Source organism: Paenibacillus thalictri, from assembly GCF_004307995.1.
GTDB lineage: Bacteria > Bacillota > Bacilli > Paenibacillales > NBRC-103111 > Paenibacillus_AF > Paenibacillus_AF thalictri.
This window is the reverse complement of sequence record NZ_SIRE01000002.1, coordinates 131537-151022: the sequence shown is the minus strand read 5'-3', so window position 1 is coordinate 151022 and position 19486 is coordinate 131537. Positions and strand designations below refer to the sequence as shown.

General features: G+C 52.1%; 16 protein-coding genes. 14 read left to right on the top strand and 2 right to left on the bottom strand.

Annotation, left to right across the window (positions count from 1 at the left end; all coding sequences use genetic code 11):
- Positions 1 to 55: 55 nt before the first annotated feature.
- Positions 56 to 445: a TIGR04086 family membrane protein gene (locus tag EYB31_RS00940; RefSeq protein WP_131011388.1), complete on the bottom strand. Its 390-nt coding sequence runs from the start codon at positions 443 to 445 to the stop codon at positions 56 to 58.
- A gap of 192 nt (positions 446 to 637) precedes the next feature.
- Between EYB31_RS00940 and EYB31_RS00930 the strand changes: the two genes are divergently transcribed.
- Entirely contained in the window at positions 638 to 1315 is a 678-nt protein-coding gene (locus tag EYB31_RS00930) for a DUF421 domain-containing protein (protein ID WP_131011387.1), read from the top strand.
- A 35-nt stretch (positions 1316 to 1350) separates the two neighbouring features.
- On the opposite strand, the gene spoVB is transcribed toward EYB31_RS00930, so the two are convergent.
- Positions 1351 to 2916: a stage V sporulation protein B gene (gene spoVB, locus EYB31_RS00925; protein WP_131011386.1), complete on the bottom strand. Its 1566-nt coding sequence runs from the start codon at positions 2914 to 2916 to the stop codon at positions 1351 to 1353.
- A 160-nt stretch (positions 2917 to 3076) separates the two neighbouring features.
- Between spoVB and EYB31_RS41385 the strand changes: the two genes are divergently transcribed.
- From EYB31_RS41385 to EYB31_RS00865, 13 genes are all read left to right on the top strand, one after another.
- Complete coding sequence (locus EYB31_RS41385) at positions 3077 to 3451, top strand: post-transcriptional regulator (protein WP_131011385.1); 375 nt, start codon at positions 3077 to 3079, stop codon at positions 3449 to 3451.
- 105 nt (positions 3452 to 3556) lie between these two features.
- Complete coding sequence (gene secD / locus EYB31_RS00915; RefSeq protein ID WP_131011384.1) at positions 3557 to 4789, top strand: protein translocase subunit SecD; 1233 nt, start codon at positions 3557 to 3559, stop codon at positions 4787 to 4789.
- Positions 4779 to 5696, top strand: a complete 918-nt coding sequence (gene secF, locus EYB31_RS00910; protein ID WP_131011383.1) for a protein translocase subunit SecF — start codon at positions 4779 to 4781, stop codon at positions 5694 to 5696. The genes secD and secF overlap by 11 nt, the downstream gene beginning before the upstream one ends.
- A gap of 111 nt (positions 5697 to 5807) precedes the next feature.
- Positions 5808 to 6761, top strand: a complete 954-nt coding sequence (locus tag EYB31_RS00905) for a cation diffusion facilitator family transporter (RefSeq protein ID WP_131011382.1) — start codon at positions 5808 to 5810, stop codon at positions 6759 to 6761.
- A 15-nt stretch (positions 6762 to 6776) separates the two neighbouring features.
- Positions 6777 to 9224, top strand: coding sequence for a single-stranded-DNA-specific exonuclease RecJ (gene recJ, locus EYB31_RS00900; RefSeq protein ID WP_131011381.1), 2448 nt, complete (start codon positions 6777 to 6779; stop codon positions 9222 to 9224).
- Positions 9221 to 9739 carry an adenine phosphoribosyltransferase gene (locus EYB31_RS00895; RefSeq protein WP_131011380.1) on the top strand — a complete coding sequence of 173 codons (519 nt, stop codon included), beginning with the start codon at positions 9221 to 9223 and terminating at the stop codon, positions 9737 to 9739. Before recJ ends, EYB31_RS00895 begins: the two co-directional genes overlap by 4 nt.
- Before the next feature lie 142 nt (positions 9740 to 9881).
- Complete coding sequence (locus EYB31_RS00890; protein ID WP_131011647.1) at positions 9882 to 12071, top strand: RelA/SpoT family protein; 2190 nt, start codon at positions 9882 to 9884, stop codon at positions 12069 to 12071.
- Positions 12072 to 12087: 16 nt separating this feature from the next.
- Entirely contained in the window at positions 12088 to 12528 is a 441-nt protein-coding gene (gene dtd, locus EYB31_RS00885) for a D-aminoacyl-tRNA deacylase (RefSeq protein WP_131011379.1), read from the top strand.
- A gap of 134 nt (positions 12529 to 12662) precedes the next feature.
- Positions 12663 to 12836: a hypothetical protein gene (locus tag EYB31_RS40010; RefSeq protein WP_165452134.1), complete on the top strand. Its 174-nt coding sequence runs from the start codon at positions 12663 to 12665 to the stop codon at positions 12834 to 12836.
- A gap of 342 nt (positions 12837 to 13178) precedes the next feature.
- Positions 13179 to 15134, top strand: a complete 1956-nt coding sequence (locus EYB31_RS00880) for an FAD-dependent oxidoreductase (RefSeq protein WP_240761985.1) — start codon at positions 13179 to 13181, stop codon at positions 15132 to 15134.
- Between the two features lie 387 nt (positions 15135 to 15521).
- Positions 15522 to 16778 carry a histidine--tRNA ligase gene (hisS, locus tag EYB31_RS00875; protein ID WP_131011378.1) on the top strand — a complete coding sequence of 419 codons (1257 nt, stop codon included), beginning with the start codon at positions 15522 to 15524 and terminating at the stop codon, positions 16776 to 16778.
- Between the two features lie 12 nt (positions 16779 to 16790).
- Complete coding sequence (gene aspS, locus EYB31_RS00870) at positions 16791 to 18569, top strand: aspartate--tRNA ligase (protein WP_131011377.1); 1779 nt, start codon at positions 16791 to 16793, stop codon at positions 18567 to 18569.
- Between the two features lie 149 nt (positions 18570 to 18718).
- Positions 18719 to 19468, top strand: coding sequence for a tRNA threonylcarbamoyladenosine dehydratase (locus tag EYB31_RS00865; RefSeq protein WP_131011376.1), 750 nt, complete (start codon positions 18719 to 18721; stop codon positions 19466 to 19468).
- Positions 19469 to 19486: the final 18 nt, after the last annotated feature.

The window sequence follows — 19486 nt, the reverse complement described above, 5'->3', positions numbered from 1 at the left end:
CTAAAAGACGAGCATCCTCGTATCCGCGAGAGACGCTCGTCTTTTTTTGCGCAGTTTATTTTCTCATGTTAACGCCGATCATGCCGCCAAGCGCTCCGGACGCGAAAGTCAATCCGAGCAAATATAACGTCATTTTACTGAATCCGGCGTCGTAAGCCAGAAAGGCTACAATGAAAATAATAACGCTGTAGAGCAGTCCCAACAGCCCCCCGTGGTACCAACCGCTGCTTTCGCTTCGTTTGCCGGCAATAACCCCGCCCAAAAATAACGATATGGCATGGATGCCGTATGCGTATCCAATCAAAGACGATTCTTTCATGTTTGTCGAAAACAAAATCAGCGATGTCAGCAGCGTTAAGATGGTCATCGTGACTAAGGAGTAGAGCAGGCCGGACAAAACAGGAGAAGACGGGCGTACTTGTTTCATTTTGTTCATCGGAATCATGGACGGACCTCCAACTCATCAATGTGGCGGCATATTCCCGGCGGTCTTTAATATCTCTTACCATCATTGTATGGGCACGTACCACAAATTAGTACATGTTGTTTTACCAATAATTCAACAATCATCCGCCGCATGACAGCTTGTTCCCAAGGTCAAAATATCCATGGAATGCAGAGGGAAGGGGCAAAGAAAATGGAGATGTTGACCCTTTTTTTACGCACAGTGGCCGTCTACATCATTGTGTTTGTCATACTGCGGGTAATGGGAAAACGGGAGATCGGCAAGCTTTCGGTATTTGATCTGGTGATCTCGATCATGATTGCGGAAATCGCCGTCTTTGTGCTCGAGGATGTAGGCAAGCCGATGCTGCAGGGGATTTTGCCGATGGCCACACTTATGATCGTCCAGCTGACGATCGCTTTTTTGTCTTTGAAAAGCAGAACCGTGCGGCGTTTGTTTGAGGGAGAGCCAAGCTACATTATCAAAAACGGTAAAATCGACCGCGAAGAAATGCGGCGGCACCGCTACAATTTGGACGATTTGCTACTGCAGCTGCGCCAGAGCAAGGTTATGGACGTAGCGGATGTCGAATTCGCCATATTGGAGAATTCGGGTAAACTGACCGTTGTCGAGAAGAAGGAGAAGGAAGCGAAACCGCCCGCAGAGCCGGGAACCTCCATACGTTACGAAGGCTTGCCGCTGCCGCTTATCATGGATGGCAGAGTACAAGATACGAATTTGGAGAAAATCGGAAAGACGCGATTTTGGCTGAAAAACGAGCTGCAGTCCCGCGGCGCGAAGGAGTTCAAAGAGGTGTTTTTCTGCTCGATCGACCACCGCGGCAATCTGTTTCTGGATAAGAAGCGGTAAAAAGGACGCCGCGGCGCACGCCGGCTGCACGTTCCTTATCGCCATATTTTGCGGCCAAGGGTGAAAATGCGCAGCAGGTCGGATTTATCGACCAGCCGGAACACGACGGTGAGCAGCAGGTACAATCCGCCGCCAAGGGTGCAAGCCGAAAGAAACCGGAGCAAGTTGCTGTCCGACCAAGGGACCGACATCACAAGGTAGCTGGCAATGCCGGTAAGCGCCATGGCCGCGCCAACTTTGGCAAAATCGAGCATTTCCATGCGGAATTTAAGCAGGCGCACTACGCTTTGCCAGTGAAGCAGCGTAACGAGCACAATGTTCAGGTTAATCGCAAGCACAACGCCCAAGATGCCAAACGACGGCATGGAAGCCACCCAATAAATGCAGGTCAGCTTGACCACCGAACCGGTTAATGTGTTCACCAAAGCGGTTCCCGGCCGGTCCAGCGCTTGCAGGGCGGCTTGCAGCGGGGCTTGCAAATAAATAAACATAGCTATCGGAGCCATCATTTTCAGCATCGTGCCCACATCGCTTTGATTGTACATATACAAACATAACGGTTCCGCAAGCACAAACATCAAGGTGGCGAACGGCGCGCCGGTTACAAGCGCAAGACGCAGCGACTGGTGCAGCCGGGAATGGATCGTTTTCATATCATTTTGCGCCGCGGCTTCGGATAACGAAGGGATCAGCGATACTGAAAGCGAATAGGTGAGTGCGCTCGGCAGCAGCAAGATCGGGAATACCATGCCTTGCAGCGCGCCGTATTGCGCGGTCGCCAGCTTGGTTGCGATACCGGCCGCCGCTAAGCTCTGCACCGTTAGGATGGATTCGAGAAAATACGAGCAGGAGCCGACCAGCTTGCTGCCGGTTACGGGAACGGCGATGCTGAGCAGCTGCTTCAGATTGGACAGCCTTCCGTATGCGGCGACGGAGCCAATTTTTGATTTGGGAAATGCCGGTCTGAGCTTTCGCGCAGCAGCATACTGGCTCATTAATACCAGCGTCGCCGCGATCTCGCCTACCATAACGCCGATCATCGCCCCTGCGGCGGCATATTCCAGTCCGTAGGGCATCAGCCAATAAGCGAAGGCAAGAATCGTGACAATCCGCACCAGCGTCTCCACCACTTGCGAAAGCGCCGTTGGAATCATGTTTTGCCTTCCTTGGAAGTAACCGCGGTAAACGGCGGAAATGCTGACAAACAAGATGATCGGACTCATGCACAAAAAGGTATAATACACTCGGGGATCCGTAAACAAATGAGCGGTGATCCACTTTGCGGCGAGCAGGCAGCCTGCCGTGAACAACAAACCTAATGTGGCGCAGATGGTCATCGAGATTTTTAATATGGAGCGTATACGGGCTTCGTTATTCTCGGCTTCGGCTTCTGCGACAAGCTTGGCTATAGCGATAGGAATACCGCCAGTGACCAGCGTCAACACGACAATCAGGAATGGATATCCCATCTGATATAATCCGATGCCTTCAGGGCCGATAATTCTCGGAAGGGCAATCCGCGGGATGAAACCCAATATCCGATTGACGATACCTGCGGCCAGCAAAATCATAGTGCCCTGGATAAACGTTTGCTTGGTCACTTGAACTCCTCTTTCTGCTCGTAGAGTATATTCCATCCTTATGCGGAACCTGTCCAAGCTCATGCAAAATATTTATTGCAAAACGTAAGGGATTAGAGGAGAATGCAGCTTTATAGCGAATTGTTCAGTATATGATAGCAATGGGCAGGGGAGGATCAACATGGAGAAGGACGATCCGCAGCATTCTGGCAGCTTAAGAGACACCGCAGCCGACAACAATTCAACGGAACATCCTGCTGAAGAGGACTCGTATTCGCCCTTGCCGGCCGCTTCGGAGCAAGAGCACTCAGGAGGGTTGTCCGAGCAGGAGTTGAACGAAAGCATTGAAAGCATATGCAACAGCAAAGCGGAAGAGTTTCATATGCTGGGATACGAACAAGTGACGGGCAGCGACATCTGGGATTGTGTCAGCGATAAGTACTTGAAATCGGGGATTCCTCCGCTGCATCGCGTGATCAACGATATTTTGTCTTTGAAAACGACACAGTTTATGAACTGGATGACGATGAGCATTTACAAGGATCGCCCATTTTAACGAATGGGCTTTTTTAGTGCCTTGCCTTTCGTCAATTTTCGGCAAATTGACTCCAATTTTCGAGGTGGGTATAATAGGAATATTGAGTATGGAAGGAGAACTTAAATGGACATCAAAAGAATAGTAACCTTTATCTTGGTGGTAGTGGTTACTTTGGGGGTCGTCGTTTGGACAAGCCCGGGTCTTGTATCGAAAATCAAGCTTGGCTTGGATTTAAAGGGCGGATTTGAAATCCTTTACGTAGCCGAACCGATTGAGGCGGGAAAGCCGGTTACGATGGAATCGTTGAAAGAAACGGCCCGCAGTCTGGAGAAGCGTGCCGATGAACTCGGAGTTGCCGAACCGGAGATTACGACTGAGGGCTCCGACCGGATTCGCGTACGCCTTGCCGACGTGAAAAATGAAGACGAGGTGCGGAATGTCATCAAGAAGCCAGCTGAGCTGACGTTCAGAGGACCTGATGGCACAAAAGAAATGCTCGGCAGCGACTTTGTAGAGGGTGCGGCTAAAGTCGGCTTCGACCAAGCGAACCGTCCGATGATCAGCATTAAAGTGAAAGAGCCGGATAAATTCAAGAAGGTGACGGAAAAGCTGCTCGGCCAGCCGCTTGCCATTTATTTGGACGAACGCCAGCTTTCGGCCCCGGTCGTACAGGCCGTTATTCCTGACGGTGTGGCTACAATTTCCGGCAACTATACATACGATGAGGCGAAATCGCTCGCCGATACGATTAATTTGGGCGCTCTGCCGCTCAAGCTGACTGAGAAATATACCCAAGTCGTAGGCGCGTCGCTTGGCCAAGCGTCCCTGCATGAGACCGTTAAAGCCGGTCTGATCGGTTCGGTGCTGATTCTGCTGTTTATGGTGGGATACTACCGGATTCCGGGTTTGGTAGCCGCAATTACGCTGATTACTTACACGTGGCTGCTGCTGCTTGTGTTTGACCTGATTAACGCAACGCTAACCTTGCCTGGTATCGCGGCGCTGGTGCTTGGCGTCGGGATGGCGGTGGACGCCAATATCATTACGTATGAACGGATCAAAGAGGAAATCCGCAGCGGTAAAAGCATTCTTTCTTCGCTGCGCGCCGGTTCCAAACATTCGTTCCGCACGATTATGGACGCCAATATTACGAATATCATTGCGGGGATCGTCCTGTATTATGTGGGCAACGGGGCTATCCGCGGTTTTGCGCTGATTAATATTTTGAGCATCTTGGTCAGTATTTTGACCAACGTATTTTTCTCGCGGCTTCTCATTTATTTGCTGATCCGCGGCAATCTTTTCAAGAAACCGGGTTACTTCGGTGTCAAGGAGGCGGAAATTCGTGGACTTTAACGCACACTACAAGGACCGGTTTGATTTTGTAAAGCACCGTAAAAAGTTTTTTGGCATTTCGATTGCCATCACGGTGCTGGGGATCATCGTATTGCTGTTTGCCGGCATGAACTACGGCGTCGATTTCAGAGCGGGGACCTCGCTTGATATATCCATCGGACAAGCTACGGATAAAGCAAAGGTGGATCAGGTATTCACCGATTCGGGCCTTGTGCCGACGATCGTGACGATTGGCGGAAACAATAACGATCATGTGTCCGCCAGATACAACAATATTTTAGCGGATGACGAAATCAAAAAGGTACAGAAAGCTTTTGTCACGACCTACGGGGACAAAGTGTCCCAAGAAGTCAATACCGTTTCGCCGGACATTGCCCGTGAGCTTGGAATTAAAGCGATGATCGCCGTCGGCATCGCAAGTGTGGCGATTTGCATATACGTAAGTATCCGTTTTGAATGGAGATTCGCTATTGCGGCGATCATATCGATTCTTCACGACGCGTTTATCGTCATCAGCTTGTTTGCGATCTTCCGCTTGGAGGTCAATCTGCCGTTCCTTGCGGCGATACTGACGACGATTGGTTATTCGATTAATGATAAGATCATCATCTTTGACCGGATTCGTGAAAACCTGCGTTTTGCCAAGGTTAAATCCAACGAAGATCTGGCTGACTTGATTCATCACAGTACATGGCAGACCATGTCGCGGAATATCAATACGGTGGTTACCGTGCTTGTGGCCGTCCTTTGTTTGTTCATCTTCGGCAGCCAATCGATTAAACTTTTCGCTTTAGCCAAAATGATCGGGCTTGCAAGCGGCGCATACTCTTCGATTTGTATCGCCAGCCCGTTGTGGTACTTGCTCAGAAACAAATCGTTAGGTTCTAAACGGAAAGCTACAGCGTAAAACAGTAAAGTAAACGGCCGCGTGAATGTTATTTCCGCGGCTTTTTAGAATCAGTATTCCTGCAGAAACGTTTATCTTGTCGTTTATTATGATTTTTCAAGGAGTGGCCACATGATACAACAGCGGTTTCAAAAGGCGGAATATACGGCTTGGATCGGGATCGCGACCAATATAGCGCTGGCGCTGACAAAAGGATCCATCGGCTTGTCGGCAGGCAGCAGAGTGCTTATCGCCGATGCGGCGCATTCGTTCTCGGAAGCGGCGGGCGCATTTGCGTCGCTCGGACGGCTTCGGGCCGCCAAGCAGCGGCCGGATGAAGGCCGGCCCTTCAGACCGGGTAAAACGGATACAGCCGCATCCATTATTGTTGCTACTATTATTTTGCTTTTGGGCATCGAAGTTGGCATTTCGTCGGGCAAGGCCATTTATTACGGGACTGAAAAACCGCCGGCGGCTTATGCACTTATCGCTATCGTTATATCCATGATCGTCAAAGAAGCGATTTTTCGCTACAAATACAGAGTCGGCAGGCAGCTGGGCAGAGAGGAATTAATTACTAATGCATGGGCATACCGTTCCGATGTATACTCCTCATTGGCAGCGATTGCCGGAATTGGCGGAGCCTTGCTTGGCAAATATTTCGGGATTGGTTATCTTGTTTATCTGGATCCGGTTGCCGGAGTGATTGTTTCCGTGATGGTGCTGAAGATGGGTTATTCGATGATCATGGAAGTGATCCATCATTCGCAGGAAGATGTGCTGCGTCAAGAAGACGCCGAAGAATTGCTGAAAACGGTTCAGAGAATAAAAGGCGTCATCGCAGTGGATGAAATTAATGCGCGCGAGCACGGGCATTATGTGATCGTTGATTTGAAAATTAGCGTTAACCCGAGAATTTCCGTAATGGAAGGCCACGAAATCGCCAAAATCGTCAAGATGACGTTGATGAAGCGGTTTATCCATGTGTCCGACGTTTTTATTCACGTGAATCCTTACGATCCCGGATACCCCTATAAAAATAATGTCGATTCCGAGCAGAACGATGCCCCGACAGTGCTGCATTGAACCGGAGGTGTATGGATGCTTCACCAAAGAGCAAGATGGAATGTGAACGATATAAACGAAGAGACGGCTGACCGATTGGCCGGCGAGCTGGGCATTCAGCCATTGATTGCCCGCTTGCTGGCCGTCCGCGGCTTCCATGACACAGAACAAACGAAAACTTTTTTGTATGGAGGAACGGAGCACATTCATGATCCGTTCCTTTTCGATGGAATGAAAGAAGCGGTTGAAAGAATCCGGCTGGCGATCGAGCGCGGCGAGCGGATTCGGATTTACGGCGATTACGATGCGGACGGGGTCAGCAGCACTTCGCTGATGATCCGGCTGTTCAGGCAATTCGACTGTTCATTCGATTATTATATCCCTCATCGTGTGCATGAGGGTTACGGCTTGAACCGTAAGGCGCTGGACCATGCGAAACGCAATGGCGTGTCGCTGCTTGTAACGGTCGATACCGGTATCAGCGCGAGGGAAGAGATCGCGTATGCAAGCGAGATCGGGATCGATGTCATCGTAACCGACCATCATGAGCCTCCTGAATGGCTGCCGGAGGCTGTGGCGATCATTAATCCGAAGAAGCCGGGTTGTCCTTATCCATACAAGTATCTTGCCGGCGTCGGAGTTGCGCTAAAGCTGGCACAGGCGCTGCTCGGACACTGGCCGGATGAGCTGATCGAGATTGCCTCCATCGGTACGGTAGCCGATTTGATGCCCCTAACCGGCGAGAATCGGGTGATCGTCAGGCAAGGCCTGAAAGTCATGAGATCAACTTCGAATCATGGCATACGCGCCTTGCTTGGGGCCGCAGGGGTGGAGTGCAAGGATGTCAGCGAAACGCATATCGGCTTTTCGCTGGCGCCGCGGATCAATGCCAGCGGACGCCTGCACAGCGCCGACGATGCGGTCCGGCTGCTGACAACGGACGTGCTGCAGGAAGCGGAGCATTTGGCGCACGATTTGGACACGCTAAACAAAGAGCGGCAGCGGCTTGTCGACGATATGACCAAACACGCTTTTGCCATGATAGAGGAAAACATGACAACGGAGCAGCTCCCGTCCGTCATTGTGCTTGCCCATGAGACATGGAATGTCGGAGTGATCGGGATTGTTGCGTCCAAAGTTTTGGATAAATTTTACCGTCCGACCATTATATTGGGGATCGATTCGGAGACGGGACTCGCTAAAGGATCGGCGCGTTCGATTGCCGGCTTCGATGTGTACCGGGCGCTGACGCATTGCGGCGACTTAATGGAGCATTACGGCGGCCATCAAGCCGCTGCCGGCATGACGATACATAAGGATCATCTTCACGAACTATCGAAGCGGCTTAATCGCCTTGCGGACGAATGGCTTACCGAGCAGGACTTTGTCCCCCTGCTGCAGGCGGACATTGTTTGCGGATTAAGCGAGATTAGCGTTGACAGCATCCGCCAGCTTGATCTGCTCGCTCCTTTTGGAATGGGAAATCCGAGCCCGCGATTTTTGTTTAACGGCTTAACCGTACGCGAGCTGCGGTCCATCGGAAAGGAACGGCAGCATATCAAGCTGGTTCTCGCACAAGCGGCCACCGAAGCCGGTACCGGGACGGAGGCTGTGGATGCCGTCGGATTCGGCAAGGGAGAATCGCTGGAATTTATCTCCGCCTCCTCACATCTTGATGTGCTTGGAGAGTTGTCCATTAACGAATGGAACGGCACTCGTAAGCCGCAAATTATGATTAAGGATTTACGGGTAGGCCACGTTCAGCTGTTTGATTGGCGGGGAGCGAATCTTTCCGCAAGAATGGGCGAGCTGGCCCGCCGTATGGCGGCTGGACAACGCATGGACGTTGTTTTGTTCGGGGAGGCGGATTCATTGCCCTGGAAGACAGCCGCCGCAAACTGCGCGGTATGGGTGGTAACGCATGTCGGCCGCGTGCTGCCGGGCAATGAGCTGGCCAAGATGAGCAGACTCTCCGAGGCGACGGATGTGATATTGGGATCATTGCCGGGGACGTTATCAGAGCTGGATACGGCTATTGGCGCGGCAGCAGGGGCCGAGCGCTTCTATGCGGCATTTGCCGACGGAGGCTCGAAGGAAAGCGCGACTATGCCCTCCAGAGATATGTTTAAGCTGGTGTACACGTCTTTGCTGCGCGGCGAGGCCGGATCGCAGGAACGGTTTTCCGCGATGCTGCGAGGCTTAAGCAAGCGGTCGGGATTGTCTGAGAAGCTGATTCGGTTTATGATAGAAGTGTTTGAAGAATTGGGTTTTGTGGAAGGCAAACAAGGCGGATTTATTCCTATTCCGTCCCCGGCCAAAAAGGAATTGTCCGAGTCCATCAAATATAAGCGCCGTTCGTCATTGGCGGAGATCGAAAGGCATCTTGTCTATACTTCAGGCAAGGAAATCGCCGAGTGGTTTTTCGCCCGGCATGCCGAAGCGCAGAAACGCACTGAAAAAGATGTTTTGGAGGGTATTGTATGAACTACAAAGACTACATCCGCGTGATTCCCGATTTTCCGCAACCGGGCATCAGCTTTAAGGACATTACAACGCTGCTGCAAGATGGCGAAGTTTACCGCCGCGTGATCCAGGATTTGGCTGAGCGCTTCAAAGACCTGCACATCGATTGCATTGCCGGTCCGGAAGCCCGCGGTTTCGTCATTGGCGCTCCGCTCGCCGTCGCTTTGGGGGTAGGTTTTGTGCCGATCCGCAAATCCGGCAAGCTGCCCGGAGAAACCATTGAGGCGGACTACGCCTTGGAATACGGCAAAGACAAGCTGGCTATGCATAAAGATGCGATTAAACCCGGGCAAAAGGTGCTTATTGCCGACGATTTGCTGGCTACGGGAGGCACGATTGCGACTTCGATCAACTTGGTGAAGCAGCTCGGAGGGGAAGTCGTCGGCGCTGCCTTTTTGATCGAATTGCTTGAATTAAACGGTAAGGAAAAGCTGGGCGGGATCGATATTTTTTCTTTGGTACAATATAACGGCTAAATATAACCGCAGGAAAGACTCGTGCTCAAGGTGGTGGGCACAAGTCTTTTTTCGCATTGGGCGCGGGCTTGGCATTGACGAAATACGTCAAAAAAAGGCATAATGTTATAAAAATCGACTTAAGGGAATGGGTAAAAATCAAATGGGGATCGAACAGCTTCTGGAGAAAGCATCGAGCTATCTGAAGGAGAACGACTTAAAGCGCATAAGGGAAGCTTATGATTTTGCCGAACAGGCCCATACGGGACAAGTGCGCAAATCGGGAGAGCCCTATATATTGCATCCGCTGGCCGTTGCGGAAATTCTGGTGAACATGCAGATGGACACAACGTCGATCATTGCGGCGCTGCTGCATGACGTCGTAGAGGATACCACCGTATCTTTGGAGACGGTTCATGAGAAGTTCGGGCCCACTTGCGCTATGCTCGTCGATGGCTTAACCAAGCTGGAGAAGATCAAATTCAAAACCAAAGAAGAACAGCAAAACGAAAATTACCGCAAAATGTTCGTGGCGATGGCCCAGGATATCCGTGTGATTTTAATCAAGCTGGCTGACCGTCTGCACAATATGCGGACCTTGAAATATCAGTCGGAAGAAAGCCAGCGCCGGATCGCCGACGAGACGCTGGAGATTTTTTGCCCGATCGCTCATCGGCTTGGTATTTCCGCGATCAAATGGGAGATGGAGGATATCGCCCTCCGTTACCTGAACCCGCAGCAATATTACCGGATCGTCAATTTGATGCAGAAGAAACGCGCCGAACGCGAGCAGTATATCCACGACGTTATCGAAACGGTGTCGGAGAAGCTGCACGAGATGGGAATCGGAGGCGATATTTCCGGACGGCCGAAGCATATATACAGTATTTATAAAAAAATGACCGCCAGAAACAAGCAGTTCAATGAAATCTACGATTTGCTCGCTCTGCGCATTATGGTCGATAATATTAAGGATTGTTACGCAACGCTGGGCATTATCCATACGTTGTGGAAGCCGATGCCCGGCCGGTTTAAAGATTATATCGCGATGCCGAAGCCAAACATGTACCAATCGCTGCATACGACGGTGATCGGTCCCAAAGGCGAGCCGCTCGAAGTGCAGATTCGCACCTTCGAGATGCATCAGACGTCCGAGTTCGGGATCGCCGCCCACTGGGCGTACAAGGAAGGTTCGGCCGTTCCTTCCAACAGCTTTGAGGATAAGATGGGCTGGTTCCGGGAAATTATCGAGCTGCAGCAGGAAACAAGCGACGCTTCCGAGTTCGTGGAATCGCTGAAGATGGATTTTTTCTCGGATTTGGTTTATGTATTTACGCCAAAAGGCGAGGTCATCGAGCTGCCTGCCGGTTCCGTGCCGCTTGACTTTGCTTATCGGATTCATACCGAGGTCGGCAACCGGACGATCGGCGCCAAGGTGAACGGCCGGATCGTGCCGCTGGACCACCGGCTCAAGACAGGCGATATCATCGAAATATTAACGTCCAAGCATTCATACGGCCCTTCGCAGGATTGGGTTAAGATCGCCCAATCATCTCACGCGCGCAGTAAAATCCGGCAATGGTTCAAGAAGGAAAAACGCGAGGAGAATGTGGAGAAAGGCCGGGATTTGGTCGAACGCGAGCTGAGGCGTCTCGGATACGAGCCGTTTACGCTGATGACCGAAGAGCAGCTGCTTGAGGTCGCTAAGAAGTTCAACTTCAACGAAAGCGAAGACATGTTCTCCGCTGTCGGCTTTGGCGGCATTACCGCGGCCCAGATTTGCACCCGTCTGACGGAGAAGCTGCGCAAGGAAGCCGCGGAGGCACAGCAGCAAGCGCTGCAGCTGACTAACGAAATCAAAGAAGTCAAACAGCCGGCCGAGAAGAAAAGCCGTCCGACACATGGCGTGCGGGTAAAAGGCGTGGACAATCTGCTCGTTCGTTTTGCGCGCTGCTGCAACCCGGTTCCCGGCGACAGCATCATCGGGTACATTACGCGCGGCCGCGGCGTTTCGGTCCACCGTGCCAATTGCACGAATATTCCGCAAAGCGACGGCGGCGAGGAAGGCAATCGTGTCATTGAAGTGGAATGGGCCGATTCCGTCGAAGCGAATTATAGTGTCGAAATCGAGATCACCGGTCATGACCGCCGCGGATTGCTTAACGAGGTGCTGCAGGCCGTCTCCGAAACAAAAACGTTTATGTCCGCCGTTTCCGGCCGATCGGATAAAAACAAGATGGCGATGATCCATATGACGATATTGATCCGCAATATCGATCATCTGCATTCGGTCGTCGAAAAAATCAAACGTGTCAAGGACGTATATTCCGTTCAGCGGATTATGCAAACCTAAGGGAGCAAGTTAGAAGATGAGGGTTGTTGTGCAGAGAAGTAAAGAAGCTCATGTAACGGTTGACGGCCAAGCGGTCGGCAGCATTTCGATGGGGCTGGTGCTGCTTGTGGGCATCACACATGAGGATACCGAGCAGGATGCGAAATATATCGCCGAGAAAGTGGCGGGATTGCGGATTTTTGAAGACGAATCGGGCAAAATGAATCTTTCCGTGATCGACGTGGGCGGGCAAATTTTGTCGATCTCGCAGTTTACGCTGTACGGCGATTGCCGCAAGGGCAAGCGGCCCAACTTTATGGCCGCGGCTCGTCCCGAGCAGGCAGAGCCGCTTTATGAGCGGTTTAACGCGCTGCTGCGCGAGCAAGGATTGCAGGTGGAGACAGGCCGGTTCGGAGCGATGATGGACGTGTCGCTGACCAATTGGGGACCGGTCACCTTGATCGTTGACAGCAAATAAGGCTGCGGCCGCAAGCGGCGGGGAACGGTGACGGAGCTTGCTCCAGACTAATCGGCGCCGTTTTTGGCAACAATAGGCTCCAAGGGACTGCGCGAGCAGTTCCGATTCACAACAAGTGAAGGGGCTGCTTGCACTTGCGTCAATCCATTAAGGAAAAGCTGATTACACGGCCCGAGCATCAGCTGCTGGCCTATGAATTTGCCGAAGCGATGTCGATGGGGCCGGCCATGAGTGAGGCGGAAATCGCCGCAAGCCATTCTTCCGTTCACGAGAAGCTGCGCAGTACGCCGCGGAAAACGTATCGGTGACGGCTACTTTTTAGTGAACTCGCGGAGGGCATCTGCGGTTTTATGTGCGGATCAGGCTGCTTGAGGGCAGCCGGTTGTTGCAAGTTGCGGACCGTGCCGAGTGGGACTTAAGAAGCGGTTGATTTGCTTTTTGGAAAGCGGGATGGCGCGACAGCTGTCCCGCTTTTTTCGGCGAGTGAAACTTTATGGCGCTAACCTTCGTATTATCATTGGGGCTTAAGGCTCTGGCATGTCCTGCGTTACTATTTTTCTTCTCATTTCGAATGCTATATACTAGTAGAGTAGTTTGGCTAGTAGATGAAGTACGACGGGACTTATTTTTTAATGGCATGGGGTGCATTCATGAAATTGTTGGATCGGTTGATGAATAAGCAAAACCGGGGACACGCCATCATTTTGATCGCATTTGTCGTGATGATGATCGTTGCTGCAGTCTGGGGGGCATTTCAGGGCAAAAAAAGCGGAACTCCCCACAGCGTTGCCGGACAGGTTCAAAAACTCAAAGAAGTGAAGTCCGTATCGGATCCCAAATCGAGTTATGACGTCATTGTAGTCGGGACTGATCCCGAAGGGGTGGCGGCTGCAGTATCCGCAGCCCGCAACGGCCAGAAAACGCTGCTTGTCGACGGCAAGGACCGCGCTATTCTCGGGGGTCTGATGACACTTGGCTGGCTGAACAGCATCGACATGAACATTGAGCCGGGCAATTGGGCCAAACAGCCGATGAACAAGGGCATTTTCAGCGAATGGTTCGGCAAAATCGAAGGCGACTCGTTTGATGTCGTGACGGCGGCAAACGCTTTTAACGACATTGTCGCAGCGGAAAAAAATATTGACGTGCTGCTCAAAACTAAATCGATTGAGCCGCTTGTGACAGTCAAAGGCGATGCTAAGACGGTAACCGGCGCAAGCATCACAAAAGCCGACGGGACAAAAATCAATGTGCAGGCGAAATCGGTCATCGATGCGACGCAGGATGCGGATTTTGCCGCTGCTGCCGGGGCGCCGTTTACGATCAACCGCGAGGATCTTGCAGATCCGAAAAGCCGGATGGCCGTCACCGTGGTGTTCCGATTAAACAATATTACGCCGGAGCGTTGGAAACAGTTCGGCAAGACGATCGCCGCCGAAGATAAAGGGCAAGGCAAATACGGCATTAACGAAACAAGCTTGTGGGGATTTGACAAAATGCAGGAGTATCCTGCCGTCAATAAAGATCGCATCCGGATGCGCGGATTAAACGGCGGCCGCCAGAACGACAATACGATGCTCGTCAATGCGCTGCAGGTTTTTAACATTGACCCGTTTGATGCCAAGTCCCGGCAGGAAGCATTTCAAATTGCCAAAGACGAGCTGCCGCATGTGCTCGCATATTTGAAACAACAATACGCGGATTTTGACGGAGTGGAGTTGGACGCTATTGCGCCTGAACTGTACGTCCGCGAATCGCGTCATATGATCGGCGAATACCGCCTCTCCATCATCGATGTATTGGAAAACCGCGATCAATGGGACCGCATCGGTTTCGGCGGTTATCCGGTCGACATTCAGCGCACATCCCCTAAAGATAACGGCGCTGTTGTCACCGATCCGGACAAATACGCGGTGCCTTTCCGCAGCATCGTGCCGCAAAAGGTAGACGGCCTGCTGGTGGTCGGGCGCTCGGCCAGCTTTGATACGCTGCCTCATGGTTCTGCCCGTGTCATTCCAGTCGGCATGGCGACAGGAGAAGCGGCAGGGGCGGCAGCGAAAATCGCAGCCGACGCCAAGATGTCGTTCCGCCAGCTGTCGGCGTCGAAGGAAAACATCGCCAAGCTGCAGGACAAGCTGAACAAGCAAGGCATGGAGCTGAAGCCCTACAATGCGAAGCCGGGAGCTTTTATGGAAAACAAAGCTTATCCGGGGCTGAAAACGGCTATTTCGCTGGGGCTTGCGACCGGGGGCTACAAAAACGAATTTGATCTCGACAAAGCATCCAACGTCAAACGCATGTCCAACGTTGTCGAAGGCATGAAGAAATTCAGCCCAGGCCAGATGAGCGGGAGCGCGGTCAACTGGGTGAACGGCCTGAAGGAGCCAGAAAAATTGCCGCTGACGCTGGATCATGCCAGCTCGATTATCGCCAGGACGCTGAAAGTCGACGTGCCGCTGGATAAAGCCGCTGCAGAGCTGGAGAAAAAAGGATACTTGACGCGTGCGACCATCGATTTGATTGGCAACAAGCAATCGCTGACAAACGGCGATATGTACCTGCTGATCAAAGATTTGGCTGCCGCGTTAAAAATCAACAAAGGCTAGCTTGACTTTGGCAAATTTCAAGTTTACAATAAACGTTAATTGCAATTCGACATAAACTGATCCATTGAAGGGACAAAGTAATTCGAACCTTGCCTACACAGAGAGGGAAGCCTAGGCTGCAAGCTTCCTTAAGCGAATCGGACGAACAGACCTCCCCGAGGACATGCGGTGAACCCGGATGAGCTTCACTTATCCGTGCAGTAGCTGTATTGCGAATAACGGGCGTTAACCGTTTCAAGCGGAATCTGCGGTTCTTTTAAAGGAATGTCGCTGGTTCCAATGTGGGTGGCACCACGGGTGATTACGGCTGTTAATCTCTCGTCCCTGATCGTTACGATCAGAGGCGGGAGATTTTTTAGTTTAGAACAAGGAAAGGAGCCATGCAAAATGAGCATACAGAAACCGACAGGAACTCAGGATCTGCTGCCGGGGGAAATCGAGAAATGGCAGTATATCGAAGGAAAAGCACGCGAGCTTTGCCGGAGATTTAACTATAAGGAAATCAGAACCCCGATTTTTGAGCATACCGAGTTGTTCCAAAGAGGGGTCGGAGAAACGACGGATATCGTCGAGAAGGAAATGTACGCTTTTAAAGATAAGGGCAACCGGGATATTTCGCTGCGCCCGGAAGGAACCGCCGGCGTGGTGCGGGCTTATGTGGAAAACAAGCTGTACGGCGAACCGGATGTCAGCAAGCTGTACTACATCGGGCCGATGTTCCGTTACGAGCGTCCGCAAGCCGGACGTTACCGCCAGTTTCACCAGTTCGGCATCGAAGCTTTTGGTTCAACCGATCCGAGCTTGGATGCGGAAGTTATCGCGCTGGGGTACACGTTTTATAAAGAGCTGGGGCTTTCCGGAGTGACCGTTGAGATCAACTCGGTGGGCAATCCCGCATGCCGCGGCGTTTACCGGGAGAAGCTGCAGCAGTTTTTCGCGCCGGTGAAGGATAAGTTGTGCAAAGACTGCCAGTCGCGTTACGACCGCAACCCGATGCGAATTCTCGATTGCAAAATCGATCAACAATATTGCGAAGGCGCTCCGACGATTTTGGAACACCTGGATGAAGAATGCGAGACGCACTTTCAGGCGGTGCGGGATCACCTGACCGCTATGGACATTCCGTTTCAAGTCAACCCGCGGCTTGTTCGCGGTTTGGACTATTACACGCACACGGCGTTCGAATACAAGGCGGCGGGCATCGGCGCGATCGATACCGTGGGCGGCGGCGGCAGATACAATGGGCTTGTGCAGCAGGTTGGCGGCAACGACGAGCCCGGGGTAGGGCTTGGACTTGGCTTGGAGCGCATTTTGCTGGTGCTTCAGGCGCAAGGTGTGGAACTGCCGGTGAAACAACGGCTTGACGTCTATTTGATCGGTCTTGGCGAAGCCGCCGAGAAAGAAATTGTCCGTCAGCTGTTCCTGCTTCGCGAGGCCGGTTTAAAGGCCGAGAAGGATTATCAAGGGCGCAAAATCAAAGCGCAAATGAAGTCCGCCGACCGCTTCGAAGCGCATTATGTCGCCATCCTCGGCGACGACGAGCTGGCTCGCGGCGAAATCACCGTTAAGGCGATGGCGACCGGGGAGCAGGAAAGCGTGGCCTTGACCGATTTGGTACAGAAAATATCATCTTTTCAACAATAGGAGGAAACAAACATGTTATCCAGAACGCATCAATGCGGTCAATTAACAAAAGCGAATGTAGGAGATGAGGTAGTCCTTAACGGTTGGGTGTCTGTCCGCCGCGACTTGGGCGGTGTCGTATTTATCGACTTGCGTGACCGCAGCGGCATTGTGCAAATCGTATTTAACCCTGAGTTTTCTACGGATGCTCATGCGGTAGCCGATAAAGCGCGCACGGAATATGTCATGGCTGTAAGCGGCAAAGTGGTCGAACGCGATCCGGAAACCGTCAACGCCAACTTGAAGACGGGCGAGATCGAAGTGCGTATTACCGCAGCGGAAATTTTGAACGCCGCCAAAACGCCGCCGTTTTTTATCGAAGACGGGATTGAAGTTGACGAATCGGTTCGCTTGAAATACCGCTACCTTGACTTGCGCCGTCCTGAAATGCAGCGCACGCTGATCTTGCGTTCGAAGGCGGCAAAGCTGTTCCGCGACTTCTTGGACGATAACGGCTTTGTGGAAATCGAAACGCCGATTTTGACCAAAAGCACTCCGGAAGGCGCACGCGATTATTTGGTGCCAAGCCGTGTGCATCCTGGCGAATTTTTCGCGCTGCCGCAATCGCCGCAAATTTTCAAGCAACTGCTGATGGTGGCAGGCATGGAGCGTTATTACCAAATCGCCCGCTGTTTCCGCGACGAAGACTTGCGCGCAGACCGCCAACCGGAATTTACGCAAGTGGACATCGAGACTTCCTTCTTGTCGCAGGATGAACTGCTTGACATGATGGAGCAGCTGGTTGTCCGTCTGATGAAAGAAACGGCCGGCGCCGAAATCGAACGTCCGTTCCAACGTATCACTTATGCCGACGCAATGGGCAAATACGGCTCCGACAAGCCGGACCTGCGTTTCGGACTGGAGCTTGTAGACGTAACCGATCTTGTGGAAACTTCCGGGGTCAAAGTATTTGCCGATGTCGCCAAAAAAGGCGGCCAAGTTAAAGCGCTGAACGCCAAGGGCTGCGCTACGTGGAGCCGTAAGGAAATTGACGACCTGCTGCCGTTTGCCGCCCGTTATGGCGCGAAAGGTTTGGCATGGATCCAAGTGAAAGACGGAGAATGGAAAGGGCCAATCGTCAAGTTCTTCAGCGAGCAGGAGATTGCTTCGCTTAAAGAACGTCTCGGCGCGGAAGAAGGAGACTTGTTGTTGTTCTCTGCGGACAGCAAAAAAGTTGTAGCCGACGTGCTTGGCAATCTGCGTCTGAAAATCGGCCGCGATCTCGGATTGATCGACGACAGCAAATTCAAGTTCGCGTGGGTCGTGGACTTCCCGCTGCTTGGCTACGACGAAGAAGCCAAACGTTGGGTGGCCGAACACCATCCGTTCACCCGTCCGAAAGAAGAAGACGTACATTACTTCGACACCGATCCGGGCCAAATCCGCGCGCAAGCGTATGACCTTGTGCTTAACGGCTACGAAGTAGGCGGCGGTTCGATGCGTATATATAAACGTGAGGTACAGGAGAAAATGTTCGCCGCGCTTGGTTTCTCCAAGGAAGAAGCCAACGACAAATTCGGCTTCCTGCTTGAAGCATTCGATTACGGTACGCCTCCGCACGGCGGCATCGCTTTCGGTTTCGACCGTTTGGTTATGCTGATTACCGGCCGCACCAACTTGAGAGAGACGATTGCGTTCCCGAAAACGGCCAGCGCCACCGATCTGCTCACCGATGCGCCGGGTGAAGTTAGCGACAAGCAGCTTGAAGATTTGTCGATTCGTTTGGCGCTTAAAGCGCCGGCTGCCAAGTAAGCAGCTTTACAGCTTTTAATTAACAATCAGCAACGGGGCTCAGCATTGCCGCGGTTTGGTTTCTTCCGTACAAACGGTGAGGCCGCCGCGGATGCCGTGCCCTTTTTATCAAATGAAACCGATTTTTCATCAAAGGAGGTTAGCTTCATATGCTTCATCAATTTTCCCGCACGGAACTTGCTATCGGTCCCGAAGGGCTTGAAGTGATGCGTAAAAGCACGGTTGCCGTGCTGGGTATCGGCGGAGTCGGAGCGATTGCCGCGGAAGCGCTGGCCCGTACCGGAGTCGGACGCATTATCATGATCGACAAAGATGTTGTCGACATTACGAATATTAACCGCCAGGTGCATGCGCTGACGACAACCGTCGGACAACCTAAGGCCGAGCTGATGCGCGAACGTATTTTGCAAATCAATCCGGAATGCGACGCAATTGCGCTTAAGATGTTTTACACCGAAGAAACACACGAGCAGTTGTTCGAATATCCGCTTGATTATGTCATTGACGCTTCGGATACGATTATTTATAAGGTGCATCTGATTAAGCAGTGCAAGCGCCGCAAAATCAAGATTATCTCCAGCATGGGCGCGGCTAATAAAATGGACCCGACCCGGTTTAAAGTGGTCGATATTTCCAAAACGCATACCGACCCGCTGGCCAAGGTCGTACGGCACAGGCTGCGCAAGGAAGGCATCTCCAAAGGCGTGAAGGTTGTTTTCTCCGACGAAGAACCAATCAAGCCACGCGAGGATGTTACCCAGCGCATTGTGCCGGAGAACGCTCCGGATATCCGCAAGGCGCAAATGCCGCCGGCGAGCAACGCGTTTGTTCCGCCTGTAGCGGGTCTCATCATGGTTAGCGTTGTTGTCCGCGATCTGCTGAAAAAAGCCGGACTGTAGCACGCACTTCAGGTAGAG